At 63.2% G+C, this 21,922-nt stretch carries 36 protein-coding genes; 2 read left to right on the plus strand and 34 right to left on the minus strand.

The window, feature by feature from the left end; translation table 11 throughout:
- The coding region (locus ACV4UX_RS09685) for an ABC transporter substrate-binding protein (protein WP_491593120.1) at nucleotides 1-810 on the minus strand (810 nt) is incomplete at its 3' end.
- An 81-nt stretch (nucleotides 811-891) separates the two neighbouring features.
- Here ACV4UX_RS09685 and ACV4UX_RS09690 point away from each other — a divergent pair.
- A complete protein-coding gene (locus tag ACV4UX_RS09690; RefSeq protein WP_491593099.1) occupies nucleotides 892-1,605 on the plus strand; it encodes a formate dehydrogenase accessory sulfurtransferase FdhD in 714 nt (237 codons plus the stop codon).
- Nucleotides 1,580-2,278: a molybdenum cofactor guanylyltransferase gene (locus ACV4UX_RS09695; RefSeq protein ID WP_491593100.1), complete on the plus strand. Its 699-nt coding sequence runs from the start codon at nucleotides 1,580-1,582 to the stop codon at nucleotides 2,276-2,278. The genes ACV4UX_RS09690 and ACV4UX_RS09695 overlap by 26 nt, the downstream gene beginning before the upstream one ends.
- A gap of 297 nt (nucleotides 2,279-2,575) precedes the next feature.
- On the opposite strand, the gene ACV4UX_RS09700 is transcribed toward ACV4UX_RS09695, so the two are convergent.
- From ACV4UX_RS09700 to rpsJ, 33 genes are all read right to left on the minus strand, one after another.
- A complete protein-coding gene (locus ACV4UX_RS09700; protein ID WP_491593101.1) occupies nucleotides 2,576-4,603 on the minus strand; it encodes a methyl-accepting chemotaxis protein in 2,028 nt (675 codons plus the stop codon).
- Between the two features lie 210 nt (nucleotides 4,604-4,813).
- Complete coding sequence (locus ACV4UX_RS09705) at nucleotides 4,814-5,227, minus strand: hypothetical protein (protein WP_491593102.1); 414 nt, start codon at nucleotides 5,225-5,227, stop codon at nucleotides 4,814-4,816.
- A gap of 273 nt (nucleotides 5,228-5,500) precedes the next feature.
- Nucleotides 5,501-6,550, minus strand: a complete 1,050-nt coding sequence (selD, locus tag ACV4UX_RS09710) for a selenide, water dikinase SelD (RefSeq protein ID WP_491593103.1) — start codon at nucleotides 6,548-6,550, stop codon at nucleotides 5,501-5,503.
- Between the two features lie 3 nt (nucleotides 6,551-6,553).
- A complete protein-coding gene (locus tag ACV4UX_RS09715) occupies nucleotides 6,554-7,468 on the minus strand; it encodes a selenium metabolism-associated LysR family transcriptional regulator (protein ID WP_491593104.1) in 915 nt (304 codons plus the stop codon).
- A 441-nt stretch (nucleotides 7,469-7,909) separates the two neighbouring features.
- Nucleotides 7,910-8,311 (minus strand): 50S ribosomal protein L17, encoded by a 402-nt coding sequence (gene rplQ, locus ACV4UX_RS09720; RefSeq protein WP_491593105.1) that lies wholly within the window; start codon nucleotides 8,309-8,311, stop codon nucleotides 7,910-7,912.
- Nucleotides 8,301-9,344, minus strand: a complete 1,044-nt coding sequence (locus tag ACV4UX_RS09725; RefSeq protein ID WP_491593106.1) for a DNA-directed RNA polymerase subunit alpha — start codon at nucleotides 9,342-9,344, stop codon at nucleotides 8,301-8,303. The genes rplQ and ACV4UX_RS09725 overlap by 11 nt, the downstream gene beginning before the upstream one ends.
- Nucleotides 9,345-9,353: 9 nt before the next feature.
- Nucleotides 9,354-9,980 (minus strand): 30S ribosomal protein S4, encoded by a 627-nt coding sequence (rpsD, locus tag ACV4UX_RS09730; RefSeq protein WP_491593107.1) that lies wholly within the window; start codon nucleotides 9,978-9,980, stop codon nucleotides 9,354-9,356.
- A gap of 18 nt (nucleotides 9,981-9,998) precedes the next feature.
- On the minus strand, nucleotides 9,999-10,388 hold the full coding sequence (gene rpsK, locus ACV4UX_RS09735; protein WP_491593108.1) for a 30S ribosomal protein S11: 390 nt from the start codon (nucleotides 10,386-10,388) through the stop codon (nucleotides 9,999-10,001).
- Nucleotides 10,389-10,421: 33 nt separating this feature from the next.
- A complete protein-coding gene (gene rpsM / locus ACV4UX_RS09740; RefSeq protein ID WP_173086796.1) occupies nucleotides 10,422-10,793 on the minus strand; it encodes a 30S ribosomal protein S13 in 372 nt (123 codons plus the stop codon).
- A gap of 27 nt (nucleotides 10,794-10,820) precedes the next feature.
- Nucleotides 10,821-10,934, minus strand: coding sequence for a 50S ribosomal protein L36 (gene rpmJ, locus ACV4UX_RS09745; protein ID WP_084502162.1), 114 nt, complete (start codon nucleotides 10,932-10,934; stop codon nucleotides 10,821-10,823).
- A 28-nt stretch (nucleotides 10,935-10,962) separates the two neighbouring features.
- Nucleotides 10,963-11,736: a type I methionyl aminopeptidase gene (gene map / locus ACV4UX_RS09750; RefSeq protein WP_491593109.1), complete on the minus strand. Its 774-nt coding sequence runs from the start codon at nucleotides 11,734-11,736 to the stop codon at nucleotides 10,963-10,965.
- A 1-nt stretch (nucleotide 11,737) separates the two neighbouring features.
- Nucleotides 11,738-13,051 carry a preprotein translocase subunit SecY gene (secY, locus tag ACV4UX_RS09755; RefSeq protein WP_491593110.1) on the minus strand — a complete coding sequence of 438 codons (1,314 nt, stop codon included), beginning with the start codon at nucleotides 13,049-13,051 and terminating at the stop codon, nucleotides 11,738-11,740.
- Nucleotide 13,052: 1 nt separating this feature from the next.
- Nucleotides 13,053-13,511, minus strand: coding sequence for a 50S ribosomal protein L15 (rplO, locus tag ACV4UX_RS09760; protein WP_491593111.1), 459 nt, complete (start codon nucleotides 13,509-13,511; stop codon nucleotides 13,053-13,055).
- Complete coding sequence (gene rpmD, locus ACV4UX_RS09765) at nucleotides 13,501-13,689, minus strand: 50S ribosomal protein L30 (protein WP_173086792.1); 189 nt, start codon at nucleotides 13,687-13,689, stop codon at nucleotides 13,501-13,503. The genes rplO and rpmD overlap by 11 nt, the downstream gene beginning before the upstream one ends.
- Before the next feature lie 4 nt (nucleotides 13,690-13,693).
- Nucleotides 13,694-14,185, minus strand: coding sequence for a 30S ribosomal protein S5 (gene rpsE / locus ACV4UX_RS09770; RefSeq protein WP_491593112.1), 492 nt, complete (start codon nucleotides 14,183-14,185; stop codon nucleotides 13,694-13,696).
- Between the two features lie 11 nt (nucleotides 14,186-14,196).
- Entirely contained in the window at nucleotides 14,197-14,556 is a 360-nt protein-coding gene (rplR, locus tag ACV4UX_RS09775) for a 50S ribosomal protein L18 (RefSeq protein WP_173086790.1), read from the minus strand.
- A gap of 11 nt (nucleotides 14,557-14,567) precedes the next feature.
- Entirely contained in the window at nucleotides 14,568-15,107 is a 540-nt protein-coding gene (rplF, locus tag ACV4UX_RS09780) for a 50S ribosomal protein L6 (RefSeq protein WP_491593113.1), read from the minus strand.
- A gap of 13 nt (nucleotides 15,108-15,120) precedes the next feature.
- Nucleotides 15,121-15,504 (minus strand): 30S ribosomal protein S8, encoded by a 384-nt coding sequence (gene rpsH, locus ACV4UX_RS09785; protein WP_173086788.1) that lies wholly within the window; start codon nucleotides 15,502-15,504, stop codon nucleotides 15,121-15,123.
- Nucleotides 15,505-15,515: 11 nt separating this feature from the next.
- A complete protein-coding gene (locus ACV4UX_RS09790) occupies nucleotides 15,516-15,701 on the minus strand; it encodes a type Z 30S ribosomal protein S14 (protein WP_173086787.1) in 186 nt (61 codons plus the stop codon).
- Between the two features lie 12 nt (nucleotides 15,702-15,713).
- Entirely contained in the window at nucleotides 15,714-16,253 is a 540-nt protein-coding gene (rplE, locus tag ACV4UX_RS09795; protein WP_491593114.1) for a 50S ribosomal protein L5, read from the minus strand.
- Nucleotides 16,254-16,266: 13 nt separating this feature from the next.
- On the minus strand, nucleotides 16,267-16,590 hold the full coding sequence (gene rplX, locus ACV4UX_RS09800; RefSeq protein WP_173086785.1) for a 50S ribosomal protein L24: 324 nt from the start codon (nucleotides 16,588-16,590) through the stop codon (nucleotides 16,267-16,269).
- Between the two features lie 20 nt (nucleotides 16,591-16,610).
- Nucleotides 16,611-16,979 (minus strand): 50S ribosomal protein L14, encoded by a 369-nt coding sequence (gene rplN / locus ACV4UX_RS09805; RefSeq protein WP_173086784.1) that lies wholly within the window; start codon nucleotides 16,977-16,979, stop codon nucleotides 16,611-16,613.
- Nucleotides 16,976-17,236 carry a 30S ribosomal protein S17 gene (gene rpsQ, locus ACV4UX_RS09810; RefSeq protein WP_173086783.1) on the minus strand — a complete coding sequence of 87 codons (261 nt, stop codon included), beginning with the start codon at nucleotides 17,234-17,236 and terminating at the stop codon, nucleotides 16,976-16,978. Before rpsQ ends, rplN begins: the two co-directional genes overlap by 4 nt.
- A 6-nt stretch (nucleotides 17,237-17,242) precedes the next feature.
- Complete coding sequence (gene rpmC / locus ACV4UX_RS09815) at nucleotides 17,243-17,440, minus strand: 50S ribosomal protein L29 (protein ID WP_491593115.1); 198 nt, start codon at nucleotides 17,438-17,440, stop codon at nucleotides 17,243-17,245.
- Between the two features lie 2 nt (nucleotides 17,441-17,442).
- Nucleotides 17,443-17,856, minus strand: coding sequence for a 50S ribosomal protein L16 (gene rplP / locus ACV4UX_RS09820; RefSeq protein WP_491593116.1), 414 nt, complete (start codon nucleotides 17,854-17,856; stop codon nucleotides 17,443-17,445).
- On the minus strand, nucleotides 17,856-18,497 hold the full coding sequence (rpsC, locus tag ACV4UX_RS09825; RefSeq protein WP_173086780.1) for a 30S ribosomal protein S3: 642 nt from the start codon (nucleotides 18,495-18,497) through the stop codon (nucleotides 17,856-17,858). Before rpsC ends, rplP begins: the two co-directional genes overlap by 1 nt.
- Before the next feature lie 5 nt (nucleotides 18,498-18,502).
- A complete protein-coding gene (gene rplV / locus ACV4UX_RS09830; RefSeq protein ID WP_491593117.1) occupies nucleotides 18,503-18,838 on the minus strand; it encodes a 50S ribosomal protein L22 in 336 nt (111 codons plus the stop codon).
- An 11-nt stretch (nucleotides 18,839-18,849) separates the two neighbouring features.
- On the minus strand, nucleotides 18,850-19,134 hold the full coding sequence (rpsS, locus tag ACV4UX_RS09835; protein ID WP_173086778.1) for a 30S ribosomal protein S19: 285 nt from the start codon (nucleotides 19,132-19,134) through the stop codon (nucleotides 18,850-18,852).
- A gap of 10 nt (nucleotides 19,135-19,144) precedes the next feature.
- Nucleotides 19,145-19,975, minus strand: a complete 831-nt coding sequence (gene rplB / locus ACV4UX_RS09840) for a 50S ribosomal protein L2 (RefSeq protein WP_173086777.1) — start codon at nucleotides 19,973-19,975, stop codon at nucleotides 19,145-19,147.
- Nucleotides 19,976-19,978: 3 nt separating this feature from the next.
- Nucleotides 19,979-20,269 (minus strand): 50S ribosomal protein L23, encoded by a 291-nt coding sequence (rplW, locus tag ACV4UX_RS09845; RefSeq protein WP_173086776.1) that lies wholly within the window; start codon nucleotides 20,267-20,269, stop codon nucleotides 19,979-19,981.
- A 4-nt stretch (nucleotides 20,270-20,273) separates the two neighbouring features.
- On the minus strand, nucleotides 20,274-20,894 hold the full coding sequence (gene rplD, locus ACV4UX_RS09850; RefSeq protein ID WP_491593118.1) for a 50S ribosomal protein L4: 621 nt from the start codon (nucleotides 20,892-20,894) through the stop codon (nucleotides 20,274-20,276).
- 3 nt (nucleotides 20,895-20,897) lie between these two features.
- A complete protein-coding gene (gene rplC / locus ACV4UX_RS09855; RefSeq protein ID WP_491593119.1) occupies nucleotides 20,898-21,533 on the minus strand; it encodes a 50S ribosomal protein L3 in 636 nt (211 codons plus the stop codon).
- Nucleotides 21,534-21,551: 18 nt separating this feature from the next.
- Nucleotides 21,552-21,860 carry a 30S ribosomal protein S10 gene (gene rpsJ, locus ACV4UX_RS09860; protein WP_173086773.1) on the minus strand — a complete coding sequence of 103 codons (309 nt, stop codon included), beginning with the start codon at nucleotides 21,858-21,860 and terminating at the stop codon, nucleotides 21,552-21,554.
- Nucleotides 21,861-21,922: the final 62 nt, after the last annotated feature.

Below are 21,922 nucleotides of genomic sequence, written 5' to 3' on the forward strand. Positions count from 1 at the left end.
GGACAACCCCAAGGTGATCGAGACGGTGCTCCAGAAGTCCGGTGTGTTCAAGTCGGCCACCACCTTCTGGCCCTCGACGGCCATCCACTTGGCGAAGGCCTCGGCCCATTCGTGCCTGGCTTTGGGGCACTTCACGGCGTTCAGGGTGATCACGCTGTACTGGTTGCGCAGGGAGGCGTCGCCCTCGATGACGATGGCCATGTCCTTGGCCTCGGGCATGGCCTCGAACTTGATCCAGGTGCCCCGGTCGGCCAGCACGTAGCCGCCCTTCTCCGCCGCCATGCGCATGCTCTGGAGCATGCCCTGGCCCGAGGAGACGTACCAGGCCTCCTTGTCCGGAGCCTCCATGCCGGCGGATTTCCACAGGGCCAGTTCGGCCATGTGGGTGCCGGACTTGTCGCCGCGGCTCACGAACGCGGCCTTCTGCCCGGCCAGGGCCTTGAGGCCGTCGGCCACGCTCTTGCCCTTGATCTTGGCCGGGTCGGCCTTGGGGCCGATGAGCACGAAATCGTTGTACATGATCTCGGTGCGCGCCTTGCCCGCGCCCTCTTCCAGGAACTTCTTCTCGGCGGCGGGGGCGTGCACCATGAGCACGTCGGCGTCGCAGTTCTTGCCGATCTCCAGGGCCTTGCCCGTGCCCACGGCCACCCAGCGCAACTCCACGCCGGAATTCTTCTTGAAGGCCTCCGCCAGCACGGGCAGGAGTCCCGTGTCCTCGGTGCTGGTGGTGGTGGCCATCATGAGCACCTTTTCCTGGGCCCAGGCCATGCCCGCCAGGTTCAGGAGCGCGGCGAGAGCGAGCGCAACCATGTGTTTCGTCTTCACGGAAACCCCCTTGTGTCTGTTTTGACACACTTGCCAGATGGGCCGACACTATGTCAATCAGGACACATGGACAAAAACGAAACCGATCTGGCGCGGTTGCCCTGCAGGCAGTTCAAGGACGGAGCCTGGCGGGACTTCGACGACGACGCGGCCTTCGAGGTCTCCGTGACCCTCGACGTGCAGGGCCAGGGGCTCAAGCGCCTCTGGGCCTTCCCCACGGACCTGCGCGCCCTGGCCCTGGGACAGGCCCTCCTGGACCTCGCCCCGGCCGGAACGGTCCCGCGCGTCGAGGCTTCGGGCGAGCGCGCCTTCGCCGTGCGCTTCGAACCGGGCGCGCCGCCCCCGTCGCGTCCCTGGCCCGGGGCGCTCACGGCCGGGGACATCCTGGAGGGCGCGGGCCGCTTCATGGAGATGGCCGGACGCTGGGACGCCACAGGCTGCTTCCACAGGGCCGCCCTTTACGATCCCCGGGAAAAGGCCTTCGTGCGCCACGTGGAGGACATCGGCCGCCACAATTGCCTGGACCGCCTGGCGGGCTGGTCCCTGGAATCCGGCGCGCCCCTGGCCGGGCAGGTGCTCTTCGTCACGGCCCGGGCCACGGCGTCGCTGGTGCGCAAGGCCGTCACCTCGGGCTACGCGGCCATGGTGAGCCGTTCCGCAGTGACCACGGCCGGCGTGGCCCAGGCCAGGGAAGCGGGCATGACCCTGGTGGGTTTCTCCCGCGAAAACCGCTTCAGCATCTTCACCGACCCGCATGGACGCATCCAGGCCCGGGACTGAGCGCGACTCTGCGGCCGCCTCGGGACCTGCTCCCGCGGCCGACGCCGTCGCCGCGCCCGGGGCCGCCCCCGTATCCGGCCCGGTCACGGCCCCGGCCGTGGCCGTGATCCTTGCCGGCGGCCAAAGCCGCCGCCTTGGCCGGGACAAGGCGGCCGTGCGGGTGGAGGGCCGCACCCTCCTGGAGCGCGCCGTGGCCCTGGCCGGCAGTTTCTGCGCCGAAGTGGCCGTCTCGGGGCGCGACCCCGGCCCCCTGCCCGGCGTTTCCTGCTGGTTCCTGGACGAGCGCCCCGGAAACGGCCCCATGGGCGGCATCCTCACTGCCCTGGAACGGTTCGGGACATCCTGCCTGGTGCTCTCCTGCGACCTGCCCTTCCTGGACAGGGCCACCCTGGGAACCCTCCTTGCGGCGTGGCGCGCACGGCCGCCCCACGCCTTGATGACCACCTTCGCCCAGATCGAGACCGAGTACATCGAGGCCCTCGTGAGCGTCTACGAACCCCGGGCGGCCGAGGTGATGCGCCGCGCCCTGGAACAGGGCCAGCGCAAGCTTTCCCGGGCATTCCCTCCCGCCCTGCGCCACAGCGTGCCCTACAATGCGGCCGACGCCCGGCCTTTCTTCAACGTGAACACCCCTGAGGAACTGCGCCAGGTGCCGGGTACGGGTTCGCCCTAGGGTTGCGCCAGCGCCACCCATCCCCGCAGCTTGCTCGGGCATACAGACAAACCCACCGATTTCACGCTGGAATACACTTCATGCCTTCCGCCGCCTGATGCCCAGGGACCGGGGGAGGAGAGCCGCTTCCGGAAGGCAAGGCCGCCTGTTCCATGCCGCGCTCTCGCGCCAACCACCGGATGCTTGCCCGATGTCGCGCGCAACTGGGGCAGACGTCGGGCGCCCTCCCGGGCCAACGAAGAACGCCCCGGCGCGCCTGGGCGCTCCGGGGCGTTCTACGGCCGGAGAGGATAGGATTCAGCTGGTGCGGAAGGAGGTGATCAGGGCCTCCAGCTGCCGGGAACGCTCGGAGAGTTCCGACACCCCGTCGGCGGAGCCGCGCATGCCGCTGGCCGTGGACGAGGTGATGCGGCTGACCTCCTCCACGATGCGGTTGATCTCCTCGCTGGAGGCGGACTGCTCCTCGGAAGCGGCGGCGATGGACTGCACCTGCCCGGTGGTCTCGTCCACCAGCACCACGATCTCCTCAAGGGCCTTGCCGGAGCGTTCGGCCAGCCCGGAGGCGTTCTTGGCCGCCTCGGCGGCGGACTTCACGCGCCCCACGTTGCGCGTGGTGCCGTCCTGGATGGCACGGATGGAGTCGCCCACTTCCTTGGTGGCGGTCATGGTCTTTTCGGCGAGCTTGCGCACCTCGTCGGCCACCACGGCGAAGCCGCGCCCGGCGTCGCCTGCTCGGGCGGCCTCGATGGCGGCGTTGAGCGCCAGGAGGTTGGTCTGGTCCGCGATGTCGGAGATCACGCCCAGGATGCCGCTGATGGCGCGGGCCTGTTCGCCCAGGGTGGCCATGTCCTGCTCCAGTTCGGCGGCCATGCGGTCCACCTGGCCGATGGCCGTCACGGCCTTGGAGACCACGTCCTGGCCTTCCTGGGCCTTGTTCTTGGCCAAGGAGGCCTGCTGGGCTGCATTGGAGGCGCTGCGGGCCACTTCCAGCACGGTGGCGTTCATCTGTTCCATGGCCGTGGCGGCCTCGGCGGTGCGCCGCTCCTGCACGGACATGTCCTCGCTCGTCAGGTCGATCTGCTTGGAGAGCTGGGTGCTCACCACGCTGATGCCCTGCACCACGCCCTCCAGCTGTTCGGCGGCGGAGAGCATGCCGTCGCAGCGCGCGGCTTCGGCCTTGGCGTGGGCTTCTTCGGCCTTGTGGCGCGATTCTTCGGCCATCTGGGCCTGCCGTCCGGCCTCCGCGCTCTTCTCCTCGGCTTCGGCGATCTTCTCCTTGATGGATTTCACCATGTCGCGCAGGGCGTTGGCCAGTTCGCCCACCTCGTCGTTGCGCATCACGTCGAGGTGTTCGTTCAGGTTGCCCTTGGCCACGGTCTTGGCGAAGCCGATGGTGACGAGGATGGGCTTGGTCAGCCGCCTGGCGGCGTAGAGGCCCACGCCCAGCATGAACAGGCCCACGACGCCGGCGGCCCCCAGCACGCTCCAGACGATGCCTCGCTGGACGGCCTCGATGCTGGCCCGGTCCTTGCCGATGAAGAGCATGCCCCCGACCTTGCCGCTGGCGGTGATGAGGGGCCAGTAAACCGTGTCGTAGAGCTGGCCCAGGATCAAGTTGCGCGACTTGAACACACCGGACTTCTGGAGCACCGTCTCGATCACCTTGGGGTTGTCCATTTTGGTGCCCACGGCGCGCTTGCCCTCGCGCAGGATGGACGTGGTCTCGCGGGTGTCGTTGTTGAAGAGCGTGCATTCCACGCCCATGTCGCGCTTGACCTCGTCCACGAACTGGTGGGTGCCCAGGTTTTCGCCCAGGGCCACCGCGCCCACGAGCTTGCCGCCCAGCCGCACGGGCGCGCCGCCGCGCACGGAGAGCTTCACCACCGTGCCCTCCTCGATGCCAACGGTATCCTGGCCCTGAAGGGCGCGCTGGATGGCCAACTGGTCCATGGCCGAGTCTCCGGTCTTGTCGGAGTGGCCGCGCGCCACCACCACGCCCTTGGCGTCGGTGATGGTGAGGAAGTCGATCTTGGTGCGTTGCAGGATGGTCTTGGCGTGCTTCTGCAGGAAGGGGATGTCGCGGGCTTCAATGGCCTGGGCGATGGCCAGGTCCGACGCGATGAGGAACGCCTCGGCCAGGGTGGCCTCTTTCATGGTGTCGAGCTTGGACTGCACGGCGCGTTGCCTTGCTTCCAGCTCGGCCGTGGCCTGGGAGTCGAACCCTTCGGTGATGAAGTGGTTGGTCGTCAGGAAGATTCCCAGACTCACCACCAGGATGCAGGCCACCACCAGAAACGCGATCTTGACCGACAGCGACACGCGCATAACCACCCCTTCCGGTTGTTGTCCCCCACGAAGAAAAGGCTTATGACATCGCCACAAAGATGTAAACTACCACGCGCCCATGACACGCGCTTGTGACCATTTAATAAATATCTCTTCTTGGTAGGATATGAATCGCCAACCGTGTCGAGGAACATAAAAAATGGCCCGTCCGCACACTGCGCGGACGGGCCATTTGTTGTGGGGAAACAACTACTCGGGCTTGGCCTGCTGGAGCAGTTCCATGGCCTGGAGGAGCTTGGCGGCCTGCTCGGGATTGTCCACCTGGGTGGAGAGGTAGGAAGCCTTCTGGGCCATTTCCATGATCAGGGTGCCCATGACCATGCGCTTGGACTTGGCGGGAAGGTTCTCAAGTTCGGCCATGCGGGCGTCCATGACGCCGACCTTGGCGGAAATGCCGGCGACGTCCTTCGTGAGGACGCTCACGCTCTGGTTGGACTTGAAAAACAGCACGCCGGCGAGCAGCACGGCGGCAAGCGCCAGGATGAGGGACATGCGGCTGATGTCCTGGGAAGTCTTGGCATTGAGCTCGGCTAGGGAAGGCACCTCGTTCTCCTTGGGCTTGCGGAATTCGTCCATGGAAACAACCTTTTCCTCAGGCTTCATGTATCTCCTCCTTGAAATGCTGGCCACGCTGCAGGCGGAATCCTTCAGCGATTCCGTCCATCCAGTATGACAGGTTTCCCGGGACCTGTCCAGGGTGGTCAAGACTTAGCCGAGCACACGGCCGTGCGCCCGGGTTACGCAAGGCCCCTCCAGGAAGGCTTTCCTTCTCGTGTCGCGATTTTGATGAAGAGGTCGAGAGAATGCAAAGTTTCCGGGAATGGTTTCGTCTGTTTGCCTTGAAAATCCGTATGGACCGGATGTGAGGCCCAGGAACTAGACGATCCGCAGACATCCGTCCGGAGCGGGCTCATCGAGCACACGGCCTACGCGCGCTGCAACGTCGCCTCCCTGTTCGAGGAGCTGCACGGCCCGCCCGACCTGCTCCACGGGGACCGCCAGAAGAAGTCCGCCGGAGGTCTGGGCGTCGAAGACCATGTCCGCCAGGAGGGGGTCCAGCCCTGCGACGGCATGGCTCCAGGGCTGGAAGTGACGTTTGTTGGCGTGGCTGCCCGCAGGCACGAACCCCTGGCGGGCCAGGTCCAGAGCGTCAGGCAGCAACGGAACGGTGGTCGCGCTGATCTCCACGGCCCAGCCGGATGCGCGGGACATCTCCAGGGCGTGTCCTCCCAGGCCGAAGCCGGTCACGTCCGTGGCCGCGCGCAGGTTGAGCTCGCGCACCACGGCTCCCGGCACGGCGTTGAGACGCGCGGCCACGCGCCAGATGGTTTCTTCCAGAGCCTCGCATCCCGGTAGTCCCGCCTTGACGGCGGTGGCCAGCACTCCGGTCCCCACCGGCTTGGTGAGCACCAACTCATCGCCCGGGCGCAGGCCCCGGTTGGTGGCGATGCGCCCGGGGTCCACAACGCCCGATACAGCAAGGCCGTACTTGATCTCCGCGTCCTCGACGCTGTGACCGCCCGCCAGGGCCGCCCCGGCCTCGCGCACCTTGGAGAGGCCGCCTCGCAACACCTCTCGCAGTATGGCCATGTCCATGCACTTCGCCGGGAAACAGACGATGTTCATGGCCGCGTAAGGCTCACCTCCCATGGCGTACACGTCCGAAAGGGCGTTGGCAGCGGCGATCTGGCCAAAACGGTAGGGGTCGTTCACCACGGGGGTGAAGAAATCGACGGTCTGGACCAGTGCTTTTCCGGGAGGAAACGTCAGAACGGCGGCGTCCTCGTTGTCCCCCGACCCCGTAAGCAACCTAGGATCGTCTGGGATGTCCAGTTCCCGCAAGAGTGCCGCCAGGTCCCCTGGGGCTAGCTTGGCGGCTCAACCGGCAGCTTTGACGGTATCGACGAGTCTGAGTAGCGGCTGCATGGATCAGGCGCCCGCGACGGTGTTGAGGTAGTCCATGAAATAACGCATGGCCGGGAAAACGTGCCTCTTGGCGTGGCGGACCATATGAAAGGAACGCTGCATGGCAAGCCCGGGCACGGTCACCTGGATCATGTTGCCCTTGGCCATGCATGGCGCTACAGCCAATTTGGAGGAGACACACAGTCCCAAACCGTGCAGCGCGCATTGCACCACGGCTTCATGGCTTCGCGCTTCGATGACCGTGTTGAGCGTGCGAATGTCCTGGCCTGCGGCGCCCAGGGCAAGTTCGAAGGCCTTGCGGGTGCCGGAGCCGTGCTCGCGCATCACCCACGGCCATTTTCGCAGGTCCTCCAACGGGATGGACGGCGTGCCCCCCTCGCACAACGCCTGCAAGCCTGGGAGTTTGCGAGAGCCAAGAACCGAAAGTTCATCCTCGATGAACTGGGTGAAAACGAGTTCTGGATCGCTCGCCGCCAGACCCACCACGCCCAGCGCGAGTTCACCCCTGGCCACAGCCCCGATGATGTCCTGGGAATCGCCCACCGTGAGACGCACGCGCACGTCCGGGTAACGCCGGGCAAACTCGGCAAGCCTCTCTGGCAGAAGATAGGTGGCAGGAATGGTGCTGCCGCCGATGAGCAACTCACCGGAGACCTTTTGCTGCAAAAGCTCGACCTCGGCCCGCGCCGTTTCCAGGGCGGCAAACACCTGCAGAACGTGGCGATAGAGGATCTCACCAGCCTGTGTGGGCAGGATCGTCCTTCCCAGCCTGTCGAACAACTGGGTGCCAAGCTCCTGCTCCAAAGAGAGCACATGGGCGCTGATGGTGGGCTGGGAGAGGAAAAGCCCTTGCCCGGCCTTGGAAAAGCTGCCCAACTCGTACACCTTGCGAAACGCTTCAAGTCGTCGGATATCCATGGACGAGATTGATACTATCATAAGGGCCGATAGTAAAGCCCGTCATGCTCACGCAGGAATTGACACATGGCAGCCAGCAGCGCAGCTCAAATCCTGGAAACACCCGTGAACACCAAGTCCATGATCACCTCACGAACCATGAGCCGGATGCCAGGCAAGTTGATTAAGGACGTGACGGTCTACGTCGATTGCCCCTCCGAACGTAGGAAGCGACATCGAGAACGCATTTCCAGGATCTACTGCCGCACCCGATGATCTTGAGGGGCCGTCATGCTCGTACGCAAACTGAATCGAACGTCAGTGAATCGAGGCAGGCGGATCATCTCTGCCTGGTTCCATTGTATGCGCTCCGCAACATGACATCGATATCGGCCGGAATTGCGCGCAAAAAAAGCGGGACGGCAGAGCCATCCCGCTTTGAGGACCGTAAGGGTCTGATCGCTATTTCGCTTCGGCCTCGGCGGAGGGAGCCTGTTCGGCGACCTCGCGGCGGGTGAGTTCGATGACGGCCATGGGGGCGCAGTCACCGACGCGGGGCAGCCCGAGCTTGTAGACGCGGGTGTAGCCGCCATTGACGCCCGAAAAGCGGGGAGCGATTTCGTCGAAGAGCTTCTTCACCAGCTGGTGGTTCTCAAGGACCTTGTAGGCGAGGCGGCGGGAATGCACGTCGTCGCGCAGTCCGAGAGTGACCAGGTTGTCGGCGACCTTGCGCAGGGCCATGGCCTTGGTCTCGGTGGTCTTGATCTGCCCGTAGGTGAGAAGCGACCGGGCCATGTTGCGGAACATGGCTTTGCGATGGGAGGAGGTCCTTCCCAGTTTCTTACCGCTCTTGCTATGCCTCATTGGTCTGCTTCCTCTTGACCCATTCCTGGTATTTCAGTTCGAAGTTGTCGATGCGCATGCCGAAGTCGAGGCCCATCTCCTCGAGAACGCGGCGGATTTCCTCAAGGGATTTCTTGCCGAAGTTCTTGGTCTTGAGCATCTCATTTTCGGACTTCTGCATCAGTTCGCCGACCAGGGAGATGTTGGCGCTCTTCAGGCAGTTGGTGGCGCGCACCGAAAGTTCAAGCTCGTCGATGGACTTGAACAGGTTGGGGTTCAAGTCGTGGTCGTCGCCGCCGCGCGAACCTTCCGTCTCGGATTCCTTCTCGTCGAAGTTGATGAAGACGGAGAGCTGATCCTTAAGGATCTTGGCGGAATATGCGATAGCGTCCTCGGGTGTCACGGAGCCGTCGGTCCAGACGTCGAGGATGAGTTTGTCGTAGTTGGTCATCTGCCCGACGCGGGCCTGGTCCACCGTATAGGCGACCTTCTTGACGGGGGTGAAGCTGGAGTCGAGCGTGATGAGACCGATCTCCTGGCTCAAGCCCTCGTGCATGTCGGCGGGCACGTAGCCCTTGCCCATGCGGATCTCGAACTCCATGCGCAGATCGCGCGCTTCGGACAGCGTGCAGATGTGCTGGTCGGGGTCGAGAACGGTGACGTTCTGGTTGGCGGTGATGTCGCCGGCGGTGACCGCGCCCTGCTTGTTCACCGAGAGGGTGAGGCGCTGGGGCTCGTCCGTGGTCATGGCCAGGCGGATCAGCTTGAGGTTGAGCACGACATCGGTGACATCCTCGATGACTCCGGGGATGGTGGTGAATTCGTGCTGAATGCCCTCTATGTTCACGCTCACTATGGCCGCGCCCTGCAGCGACGAGAGGAGCACGCGGCGCAGCGCGTTGCCGAGCGTCGTGCCGAAGCCGCGCTCCAGCGGCTCGCAGGTGAAGCGGCCGTAGGTGGACGTGGACTTGGGGTCGCGCGCGAGTTTCTCGGGGCGCACCAACTCGGACCAGTTGCGCGTGTTGATGAGCCTGTCGCCTGTACGGATGAGCATTGTGTCCTCTTACTTGGAGTACAGTTCGACGATGAGCTGCTCGTTCACTGCCAGCTGGATGTCTTCACGGGTGGGCATGGCGTTGACCTTGCCCTTGAAGGCAGCGCCGTCAACTTCGACCCAGGAGGGGCAGCCGCGACGGGCGATGACCTGCTGGGCTTCCTTGATCACGGGAACCTGACGGTTCTTCTCGCGCACCTCCACCACGTCACCCACGCGAACCTGGATGGAGGGGATGGAAACGGAGCGTCCGTTGAGCAGGAAGAGGCCGTGGCGAACCATCTGACGGGCCTGATCGCGCGAATTGGCGAAGCCCATGCGATAGATCACGTTGTCCATGCGGCGTTCCAGGTTGATGAGCAGGTTGGCGCCGGTGACGCCCTTCTGGCGGTCGGCCTCGGCAAAGTAGGAACGGAACTGCTCTTCCAGGATGCCGTAGACGCGACGCGCCTTCTGCTTTTCACGCAGCTGCACGGCGTAGTCGCTCATCTTCTTGCGGATGCGGCCATGCTGGCCGGGGGCGTAGGGGCGGCGCTCATAGGCGCACTTGTCGGTAAAGCAGCGGTCGCCCTTGAGGAAGAGCTTGGCTCCCTCGCGGCGGCACAGGCGGCATTTGGGTCCAGTGTAGCGGGCCACGATGTTCTCCTTGGAAAGCTAGACCCGGCGCCGCTTGGGAGGGCGGCAACCGTTGTGGGGGATGGGGGTCACGTCGCGGATGTAGCTCACTTTGAAGCCCGCGGCGTTGATGGCGCGCATGGCGGCCTCGCGACCGGAGCCGGGCCCCTTCACCAGGATTCCCACGGTGCGCATGCCGTTCTCCTGGGCCTTGCGGGCGGCCGTTTCGGCGGCAACCTGCGCGGCAAAGGGTGTGGACTTGCGCGATCCCTTGAAACCGGCGCCTCCGGAGGTGGCCCAGCTCACCACGTTGCCGCGCTGGTCGGTGAACGTGATGATGGTGTTGTTGAAGGTAGCCTGGATGTGGGCAACGCCCACAGGGATGTTCTTCTTCTCTTTCTTGCCTTGACGGCGGGGTCTGGCTGCCATGATGATTCCTCTATTGAATGACGCGCCGGGCGGTTATTTCTTCTTCTTGGCCATCACGGCGCGGCGCGGTCCCTTACGGGTGCGGGCGTTGGTGTGCGTGCGCTGTCCGTGGACGGGAAGGCCCTTGCGGTGACGAAGCCCCCGGTAGCAGCCGATATCCATCAGCCGCTTGATGTTGGCCGTGACCTCGCGCCGAAGATCGCCCTCAACCTTGTGGTTGGCTTCGATCTCTTTACGGATGGTGTTGACTTCTTCGGAAGTCAGGTCGTCGGTCTTCTTCGTCCACTCCACGCCGGTGGCATCCAGGATGTTCAAAGCGGTGGTGTGCCCGATCCCATAGATATAGGTCAGGGCGATGTCCATGCGCTTGTTCCTGGGCAGGTCGACTCCAGCAATACGGGCCACGTTCAATACCTCGCTAGATTCTTGACTTTATCCCTGGCGCTGCTTGTGCCGGGGATTTTCACAGACCACCCTGAGCACGCCATGACGGCGGATGATCTTACATTTCGGACAGAGCTTCTTCACCGAAGGCCGCACTTTCATAATCTTTCTCCCCAGAAACGGGTATGGCCTACGCCTCGAGGCGCTGGCTCAGTATTTTCGGTCCGTCGGCCGTAACCACCACGGTGTGCTCGCAATGAGCAGCAAGGCTGCGGTCCTTGGTGACCGCCGTCCATTTGTCCGCGAGGATTTCCACCTCGGGACCACCAACGGTGACCATCGGCTCAATGGCCAGGGTCATGCCCGGCTTGAGCACGACAGGGGCTGCCCCCTTGGGGACAAAATTAGGAACCTCCGGTTTCTCGTGGAGATTCCTGCCGATGCCGTGCCCAACGAACCGTCTTACAACAGAGTACCCCTGGCTTTCAACATGTTTTTGTATGGCCAGGGACACGTCGTAGAGGTTTCCCTCCGCCTGCACCTGGTCTATGCCCAGACGCAACGACTCTTCCGTGACCGCGAGGAGTTTCTTGGCCTCCTCGCTGATCTCCCCGACGGGTACCGTGCGAGCGGAGTCGCCGTAAAACCCGCCAAGAATCACCCCCATGTCGAAACTCACGATGTCTCCCTCTCGCAACTCGCGCTGCGAGGGAAACCCGTGCACCACTTCCTCGTTCACCGAACAGCACAGTGCGAACGGGTAGCCCAGGTAGCCCTTGAATGCGGGCTTTACTCCATACTGGTCGCAAAGCCCCAGGGCCATCTCTTCAAAGAGCATCGTTTGAACGCCGGGCTGAACTGCCTTCTCCAGTTCGTCCAGGATGGAGGCCACAATGCCCCCCGCCTGACGCATGACGGAGATTTCAGCGTCGTTCTTGACGTAAATGCCGCGGAACTTCTTCAACCTAGGCCCTGCCCTTGATACGGCCCTTGGCCAAAAGTCCCTCATACTGGCGGCTGATCATGTAGGACTCGATCTGCCCCATGAAGTCCATTGCCACGCCGACGACAATGAGCACGCTCGTGCCGCCGAAGTAGAACGGTACATTGAACTGGGCGATGAGGAACATGGGCAGCACGCACACGGCAGAGATGTACATGGACCCCCACAGGGTGAGGCGCGCAAGGACGCGATCCAGGTACTCTTTCGTCTTCTGGCCGGGACGGATGCCCGGCACGAAGCCGCCCTGCTTGCGGATGTTCTCGGCGATCTGCTTCGGATCGAAAATGATCGCCGTGTAGAAGTAGCAGAAGAAGACGATCATGCCAATGAACAGGACGTTGTACACAATGGAGCTCGGGTTGAACCACGAAGCCACCATTTGGACCCAGTCGGCCTGATAGAAGTTGGCGATGGTCGCCGGGAAGAGCAGGATGGACGAGGCGAAGATGGGCGGGATCACGCCTGCCGTGTTGATGCGAAGCGGCAGATGCGTGGTCTGGCCGCCATACATCTTACGGCCCACCATGCGCTTGGCGTACTGGATGGGGATGCGGCGCTGGCCGCGTTCCATGAAGACGATGGCCACCAGAACGCCTGCCATCACGACCACCAGCAGAATGAGCACCATGAGGCTCATTTCGCCCTGGCCTACCAGTTGGAAGGTGTTAATGAGCGCGCGCGGCAGGCCGGCCACGATGCCCGCGAAGATGATCAGCGAGATGCCGTTGCCGATCCCCTTCTCGGTGATCTGCTCGCCCAGCCACATGAGGAACACAGTCCCGGCCGTGAGTGTCATCACGGTCATGAACTTGAACCCCATGCCTGGATGGAGCACGATGGGCGCCCCTGTGGGACTCGTCATGCTCTCCAAGCCAACGGCGATGCCCAGGCCCTGAACCAGGGTGATGAGCACCGTGCCGTAGCGTGTGTACTGGGTGATCTTCTTGCGTCCCTGCGCCCCTTCCTCCTTCTGCAGCCGGTTGAGTTCCGGGCTCACGACAGTGAGCAGCTGCATGACGATGGAGGCGGAGATGTAGGGCATGATGCCCAGGGTGAAGATGGAGAGCTTGTTCAGACCGCCGCCGGAGAACATGTCGAAGAGCCCGAAGAGCGTGTTCTTGGCGCTGTGGAAGAAATCCGCCAACGCCAGGGTGTCCACGCCGGGAACGGGCACATGGATGCCCACACGGTAGACGGCCAGAAGCAGGAAGGTCCAAAGGATCTTCTTTTTGAGCTCCGGCAGACGAGCCAGATTCTCCACGCCTTGCAGTGCCACGTTAGCCTTCCGTCACGTTTTCCAGGGGCTTGGCGGCGCCGCCGGCCTTGGCGAGCTTCTCCAAGGCAGAGGCGCTGAACTTGTGGGCTTCCACGGTGATGGCCTTGGTGATCTCCCCGTTGCCGAGGATTTTAACCGGGGCGCCCTTGGGGGCCAGGCCGCGCTCGTAAATGAGGTCGAGGGTGATCTCGGCAGTCTCGGGAAAGGACTCCACGAGCCGGTCGAGGTTGATGGGGCTGTAGGAAACCTTGAAGGGGTTCTTGAAGCCGCGCTTGGGCAAACGGCGGGCCAGAGGCATCTGGCCGCCTTCGAACCAAGGCCTGGAGCTGACTCCAGCACGTGCGTTCTGGCCCTTGTTGCCCTTGCCGGCGGTGCAGCCCTGACCGGTCGCGCGGCCGCGGCCGATGCGCTTGCGGTCCTTGCGCTCCTCGGGGAAGGGAGTGAGTTCGTTAAGCAGCATGTTCTTTCACCTCAACCAGGTGATTGACTTTGTAGATCATACCCCGCACGGCCGGAGTGTCCGGCAGGGTCTTTGCCTGACGGATCTTGCGCAACCCCAAAGCCTCCAAAGTGGCCTTCTGGTTGGGGGTGCACCCGATCTTGCTCTTGAGGAGCGTGATGGTCACTTGCCCGCTCATGGTGCTACTTCCTCGGAGTTTCCAGGGTTTTGCCGCGCAGTTCGGAAACCTGCTCGGCGCTGCGCAGCGAAGCCAGGCCCGCCACTGCGGCCCTGAGCACGTTGTGCGGGTTGTTGGTGCCGATGGCCTTGGTGAGGATGTCGTGAACACCAGCGGCCTCCATGACGGCGCGCACCGGGCCGCCCGCGATGATCCCGGTGCCCTTGGAGGCGGGGATCAGCACCACGCGGCCGGCGCCGAAGCGGCCCATCACCTGGTAGGGCAGGGTGCCGTCCAGGAGGGGGACCTTGATCATGGACTTCTTGGCCTGATCGGTGGCCTTGCGGATGGCCTCCGGGACTTCGTTGGCCTTGCCCAGGCCGAAGCCGACGGAGCCCTTGCCGTCGCCCACGACGACCAGCGCGCTGAAGCTGAACCGGCGGCCGCCTTTAACGACCTTGGCCACGCGGTTGAGCGAAACGATCTTCTCGATTTGGGTCAGTTCAGACTGTTCCATGGTGGTCCCCGTTAGAATTGCAGCCCGCCCTCACGGGCGCCGTCGGCCAAGGCCTTGATGCAGCCATGGTAGAGGTAGCCGTTGCGGTCGAAGACCACACTGGCAATGTCCTTTTCCTTGGCCTTGGCCGCAACGTCGCGGCCCACCTTGACGGCGGTGTCCTTGTTGGGCTTGAGCGACTCGCCGCCCTTGGAGAGCGCAAGCGACGAGGAGGAGACCAGGGTCTGGCCGGTCTCGTCGTCCACGATCTGGCAGTAAACGTGCAGGTTGGAGCGGTAGACCACCAGCCTGGGCCTCTCCGGGCTGCCGGAGATCTTCTTGCGGATGCGCACCTTGCGGCGCATGCGCGCGGCTTGCTTGCTGAGCTTCATGTCCAGGCCCCCTACTTCTTGCCGCCGGATTTGCCGGCTTTGCGGCGAATCTGCTCGTTGTCGTACTTGATGCCCTTGCCCTTGAAGGGTTCAGGCGGGCGCACACGCCGGATTTGCGCGGCGGTCTCGCCCACGAGCTGCTTGTCGATGCCCGAGATCGTGAGCTTGTTGCCCTCGGCCTTGGCTTCAATGCCGACGGGCAGCGGGAACTCGACGGGGTGGGAGAAGCCCACGTTCAGGACAACGGCTTTGCCTGCAACCTGGACCTTGTAACCCACGCCGATGACTTCCAGGGTTTTCGCGAAACCCTTGGTGACGCCTTCAATGCAGTTGGCCAGGAGCGTGCGGCGCAGTCCGTGCTGGGCACGGGCCACTCGCGAGTCGTCGGTGCGGCCCACGCGGACCACGGCGCCGTCGATCTCGTAGGTGAGCTTGGGATGCGCGGGCGTTTCCAGGGCCCCTTTGGGGCCCTTCACGTTCACGGTCTCCCCGGCGACCTTCACTTCGACCCCCTTGGGGATCTCAATTTCTTTCTTGCCTATGCGGGACATGGCTTGAATCCTCTTACCAGACTTCGCAAAGCAGCTCGCCGCCCACGTTGGCGCTCCGGGCGGCCAGGCCGTCCATGATGCCACGGGAGGTGGAGAGGATGCAGATGCCAAGTCCGTTCTGGACGCGCGGGATGTCGTGCGCCCCGACATAGATGCGACGGCCGGGCTTGCTCACGCGCTTGAGACCTGCGATGAGCGGGCGGCCCTTTGCATACTTGAGCGTGATCACGAGATCACGTCCATCCACGGCAAATTCCTCAATGTAGCCCTGATCCTTCAGAATCCCAGCCATGGACTCCTTCATCTTGGAGTGCGGCATGGCGACCTTCTTGTGCAGCGCGTGGTACGCGTTGCGGATGCGGGCCAGCATGTCGGCGATTGGATCGGTCACGGACATGTTCGGGCCTCCTACCAGCTCGATTTCCTGACGCCGGGAAGTTCTCCGGCCAGGGCCATGTTGCGGAAGCAGATGCGGCAAATGCCATACCTGCGAAGGAACGCCCGGGAACGGCCGCAGATGGGGCAGCGATTGTACGCCCGGGCCGAAAATTTGGGCTTGCGCCGGGCCTTAACCATGAGGGCAGTGCGTGCCACGGTCGTATCCTCCTACTTCTTGAAGGGCATGCCGAGCAGGTCGAGGAAGACTTTGCCTTCCTTGTCGCTGACGGCGCTGGTCACGATGGTGATGTTCATGCCCTTCACACGTTCGACCCGGTCGATATTGATCTCGGGGAAAATGGTGTGTTCCTTGATGCCCAGGGTGAAGTTGCCGCGACCATCGAACCCGCGGTCGGGTACACCCCGGAAGTCGCGCACGCGAGGCAGCGCGAAGTTCACCAGCTTGTCATAGAAGTCCCACATGCGGTCCTGACGAAGCGTCACCCGGCAGCCAACGGGCTGGTTCTCGCGCAGCTTGAAGGCAGCGATGGACTTCTTGGCCCGGGTGATCACGGCCTTCTGACCGGCGATGGCGGTCAACTCGTTGACGGCCTCGTCGATCAGTTTGGAGTTTTGGGAGGCTTCGCCAAGTCCGATGTTCAGGGAGATGAACTTGAACTTGGGAATCTGCATGGAAGACTTGTACCCGAACTCCTTCTGCAAGGCCGGCACGACCTTTTCGGAGTAGATTTGTTCGAGGCGAGTCATGGTGTGATTCCCTTTAGCTGATGACTTCATTGCACTTCTTGCAGAAGCGGAGTTTCTTGCCGTCCTCGGTGTACTTGTAGCCCACGCGGGTGGGCTTGGCGCACGCGTCACACATGAGGGCAACGTTGGAGATGGCCAAAGCGGCCTCCTTCTCCTCAATGCCGCCGGCCTGGCCGGCGTAGGGGTTGCCTTTGCGGTGACGCTTCACCAGGTTCACCTTCTCCACCAGGATCCGGTCGCTCTTGGGGAGGATTTTCAAGACCTTACCGATCTTGCCCTTGTCCTTCCCCGCAATGACCATCACCTTGTCGTCTTTGCGGATACGATACGTTTTCATGGCGTCCTCGGGCTTCCTATCTACAGGACTTCAGGGGCCAGCGACACGATCTTCATGAAGTTCTTCAGACGAAGTTCGCGCGCCACGGGTCCGAAGATACGGGTTCCCACTGGCTCGAGCTGCGCGGAGAGCAGCACGGCAGAGTTGTTGTCGAACTTGATGTAGGTGCCATCCGGGCGACCCACTTCCTTCTTCGTGCGAACGATGACGGCCTTCATCACCTGCCCCTTCTTCACCTTGGAATGGGGCATGGCTTCCTTGACGGAGACCACGATGATGTCGCCCACGGAGGCGTAGCGCCGGCGCGAACCGCCCAGCACCTTGATGCAGGCCACTTTCTTGGCGCCGGAGTTGTCGGCGACGTCGAGTACGGATTCAACCTGGATCATTTCGCCTTCTCCATGATCTTGACCAGATGCCAGCGCTTGCGGGCCGACAGCGGGCGGTGCTCGATGATCTGCACCTTGTCGCCCATGCCGCACTCGTTCATCGGGTCGTGGGCCATGAACTTCTTGCGGCGGCGGATGTACTTCTTCACCAGGGGGTGCTTCACCAGCGTCTCAACGCGCACGACGATGGTCTTGTCGCACTTGTCCGAGACCACGATGCCGGTCAGCACCCGGCGGTTGCTCTTGTGCTCTTCCATGGTTTCCTACCTGCCGCTTTTCTTTTGGGACATCACGGTTTTGATGCGCGCGATGTCGGTCTTCAGTTCGTTCAGGCGGTGCGTTTTTTCCAGCTGAGCGGTGGCGTGCTGGAAGCGCAGCTTGAAGAGCTCTTCCTGAGTCTGGGTGAGCTGCTCGGCAAGCTTGGCCTCGTCGAGTTCGCGCAGTTCCTTGGCGGTAACCATGGCTACACCAGATCCTTGGTCACGATCTTGGTCTTGATGGGCAGCTTGTGCTGGGCGCGCTTGAGAGCCTCGACCATCACTTCCATCTCGACGCCCTTCACCTCGTAGAGCACGCGGCCGGGCTTCACGGGAGCGCACCAGCCCACCGGGGAGCCCTTGCCGGAGCCCATGCGCACTTCAGCGGGCTTGGAGGTCACCGGGAAGTCGGGGAAGATGCGGATCCACACTTTGCCGCCGCGCTTGATGTGGCGCATGATGGCCACGCGGGCAGCCTCGATCTGCTGGCTGGTCAGCTTTCCGTGCTCCACGGCCTTGATGGCCACGTCGCCGAAGGAGACCTCGGTCCCGCCAGTAGCGGGCCCATCCAGACGGCCTTTCTGACGCTTGCGGAATTTGGTTCTGTTGGGGGAGAGCATTACTGTTCAACCTCGTTGACGAGAATCTCGCCCTTGAAGATCCACACCTTGACGCCGATGACGCCGTAGGTGGTCTTGGCGGTGGCCAAGCCGTAGTCGATGTCGGCGCGCAGGGTGTGCAGGGGCACGCGGCCGTCGCGGTACCATTCGGAGCGCGCGATCTCGGCGCCGGCCAGGCGGCCAGCGCAGAAAACCTTGATGCCCTCGGCGCCGAACTTGCGGGCGAGGCCCACCGTGCGCTTCATGGCGCGACGGAAGGCCACGCGGCGCTCGAGCTGAAGGGCGATGTTCTCGGCAACCAACTGGGCGTCGGTTTCGGGACGACGGATCTCGTTGACCTCGACGGCGAATTCACGGCCGAAGCGCTTCTTGAGATCGGCGCGGACCTTTTCGATCTCGGTGCCCTTGCGGCCGATGACGATGCCCGGGCGGGCTGTGTGGATGATCAGCTTGATCTTTCCGCCGGCGCGTTCGATCTCGATCCTGGAAATGCCGGCGTGGAACAGCGAGGACTTCACAAACTTGCGGATACGATTGTCCTCGTAGACGAAGCCGGGGTATTCCTTCTTGGCGAACCAGCGGGAATTCCAGTTCTTGTTGTAGCCCAGGCGGAAGCCGTACGGGTGGACTTTCTGACCCATGGCCCCTACTCCTTCTCTTCTTCAACAACCACGGTGATGTGGCTGGTGCGCTTGAGGATGCGGTTGGCCCGGCCCATGGAGCGCGGCATGATGCGCTTCCAGGTGGGGCCCTGGTTCACGATGACGTCCTTCACCTTCAGGGTGTCCACGTCGGCGGACATCTGTTCGGCGTTGGACAGGGCCGAGTGCAGCACCTTGCCGATGAGGAAGGCGGCCTTCTTGGGCGTGAACTTGAGGATGTTCATGGCTTCCTCGACGCCCCTGCCCTTGACGGTGGCTGCGACCAGGCGGGCCTTCTGAGGGCTCACCCGGACGTATTTGGCGATGGCTCTGGCTTCCATGTCCGGCTCCCCTACTTCTTGCCCTTGGCGGCTTTCTTGTCCGCGGCGTGGCCGTGGAAGGTGCGGGTGGGGGCGAACTCGCCCAGCTTGTGGCCGACCATGTTCTCGGAAACGAACACCGGGATGAACTTGCGTCCGTTGTGCACGGCGAAGGTCAGCCCGACCATCTCGGGAAGGATGGTGGAGCGGCGCGACCAGGTCTTGATGACCCGGCGATCCTGAGTTTCGTTGGCCTTTTCGACTTTGCCGGTCAGGTGACCGTCGACAAAGGGGCCTTTCTTGAGCGAACGAGGCATGTGCGCGCTCCTACTTCTCGTTGCGGCGTTTCACGATGAGCCGCGACGAGGCCTTCTTGCGATTTCTGGTCTTCTGGCCCTTGGCGGGCTTGCCCCAGGGCGAAACGGGGTGACGGCCGCCGGAGCTCTTGCCCTCGCCGCCGCCCAGCGGGTGGTCGACGGGGTTCATGGCCACGCCGCGAACCTTGGGGCGCTTGCCCAGCCAGCGGTTGCGGCCGGCCTTGCCGATGGAGACGTTCTCGTGGGTCACGTTGCCCACCTGGCCTACGGTGGCGATGCAGGCGGCCAGCACGTTGCGCACTTCGCCGGAAGGCAGGCGCAGCAGGGCGTACTTGCCTTCCTTGGCGATGAGCTGGGCGTATGTTCCAGCAGCGCGGCAGAGCTGTCCGCCGCGGCCGGGGGTCATCTCAATGTTGTGCAGCAGGGTGCCCACGGGCATCTTCTGCATGGCCATGGCGTTGCCGGGCTTGATGTCCGCGCCTTCGCCGGCCAGAAGAGTGTCACCGACATTGATGCCAACCGGCGCGAGAATGTAACGCTTTTCACCGTCTGCATAGTGCAGAAGGGCGATACGGGCGGAACGGTTGGGATCGTACTCGATGGTGGCGACCTTGGCCGGGATGCCCACCTTGTCGCGGCGGAAGTCGATGATGCGGTAACGGGTCTTGTTGCCCGCACCGCGGCGACGCGAGGTGATGCGGCCCTGGTTGTTGCGGCCGGACTTCTTGTTCAGGCCCTCGGTGAGGGACCGCTCCGGCTTGGAAGCGGTGACCTCGGCGAAGTCGGACACGGTCTGGAAGCGGCGTCCGGCCGAGGTGGGTTTGAGCGTGCGCACGGCCATGGCTTAGACTCCCTCGAAGAATTCGATCTTTTCGCCGGAGGCCAGGGTAACGTAGGCCTTTTTGTAGCCCGGCACGTGGCTGACCTTGCGGCCGCCGCGAAGGCGCTTGAGCGGCCGACGGCGCACCACGTTGACCTCGTCGACCTTCACTTTGAAGGCTTCCTCGACGGCCGCCTTGATCTCGATCTTGTTGGCGTCGGGGGCCACGTAGAAGATCACCTGATTGGAATCTTCCTTGGCTTTGGTCGCCTTTTCGGAGATCAGCGGCTTGATGAGAATGTTCGCGAAGCTCATGGCTCTACCTCAACCTTTCCTGGACGGCCTGCGCCGCGCCTTGCACCATCACCAGCTGAGGGTGCTTGAGCAAATCGTAAACGTTCAGCATGTCCTGCCGAACGACCTTGATGCCGGGAAGATTCCGGGCGGAAAGCTCGATAGTGTTATTCGACTCGGGCAGAACGATCAAGGCCTTTTTCAGCCCGAACGCACCGGCCACCCCGGCGAAGAGCTTGGTCTTCACTTCGGGCAGGTCGAGCTTGTCCAAGAGGATCAGGCTTTCCTCGGCCACCTTGGTGGAGAGCGCCATCTTGAGCGCGAGAGCCTTGATCTTCTTGTTCACCTTGAATTCGTAGCTGCGCGGCTGCGGGCCGTGCACCACTGCGCCGCCCTTCCAGATGGGGGAGCGCTTGGCGCCGGAGCGGGCGCGGCCGGTGCCCTTCTGCCGCCAGGGCTTGGAGCCCGAACCGGACACGAAGGAACGCGTCTTCACAGAGTGGGTGCCGGTACGCTTGGCGGCCAGCTGTGAGCGGACCACAAGATGCAGCAGTTCGGGCCGCACGGCGACTTCGAACACCTCGGGCGCCAGTTCCAGCTGCCCGACTTCCTTGTTCGTCTGATCGAATACTTTAACGGTGGCCATGCCCTACCCCTGCTTGCGGATCATCACCAGGCCGTTGCGGTGGCCGGGGACCTGGCCTTTGACCAGGATGATGTTGTTCTCGGGCCTGACGTCGTAGATCTCCAGATTGATGGAGGTCACGGTACGCGCGCCCATATGTCCGGCCATTTTCTTGCCCTTCATGACTTTTCCGGGCTCAGTGTTGTGGCCGATGGAGCCACCGGAGCGGTGGGCCTTTTCGGTGCCGTGGGTGGCCTTGAGGCCGCCGAAGCCGTAACGCTTCATGGGACCCTGGAAGCCTTTGCCGATGGAGGTTCCGGTGACTTTCACCTTGTCGCCCTGGGCGAAAATGGAGACTGTGATCTCCTGGCCCAGTTCGTAACCTTCCACGTTGTCGAGGCGGATTTCGCGAAGTTGACGGAAGAAGCCCTTTCCGACCTTGGCCTGATGGCCGCGTTCGGGCTTGTTGAGCTCCTTCTCCTCGCGCTCGTCAAAGGCCAGTTGAAGGGCGGTGTAGCCGTCCGACTCCTGGGTCCTGATCTGCATCACCGGACAGGGGCCTGCGGCGATGACCGTCACCGGGACCACCGTGCCGTCATCGCTGAAGACGCGGGTCATGCCCAGCTTGCGGCCGATGATGCCAAGGGTTTTCTTGGCCATGATACGTTTCCCCTTTCCTTAAAGCTTGATTTCGACGTCCACGCCGGCGGGCAGCGAGAGCTTGCCCAGGGCGTCGACGGTCTGCTGGGTGGGTTCCAGAATGTCCAGCAGACGCTTGTGAACGCGCATTTCGAACTGCTCGCGGGACTTCTTGTCCACGTGCACGGAACGGTTCACGGTGGTCTTGTGGATGTTGGTGGGCAGCGGGATGGGCCCGGCAATGCCCGCGCCGGTGTTGCGCGCGGTATCGACGATCTCGGCCACGGCCTTGTCCAGGATACGGTAGTCGTAGGCCTTGAGCTTGATCCTGATGCGGTCGCTGTTCATTGTCTTTCTACTCCATGATCTCGGTCACGACACCGGCGCCAACGGTACGGCCGCCTTCGCGG

It is taken from the genome of Fundidesulfovibrio sp. (assembly GCF_058402725.1).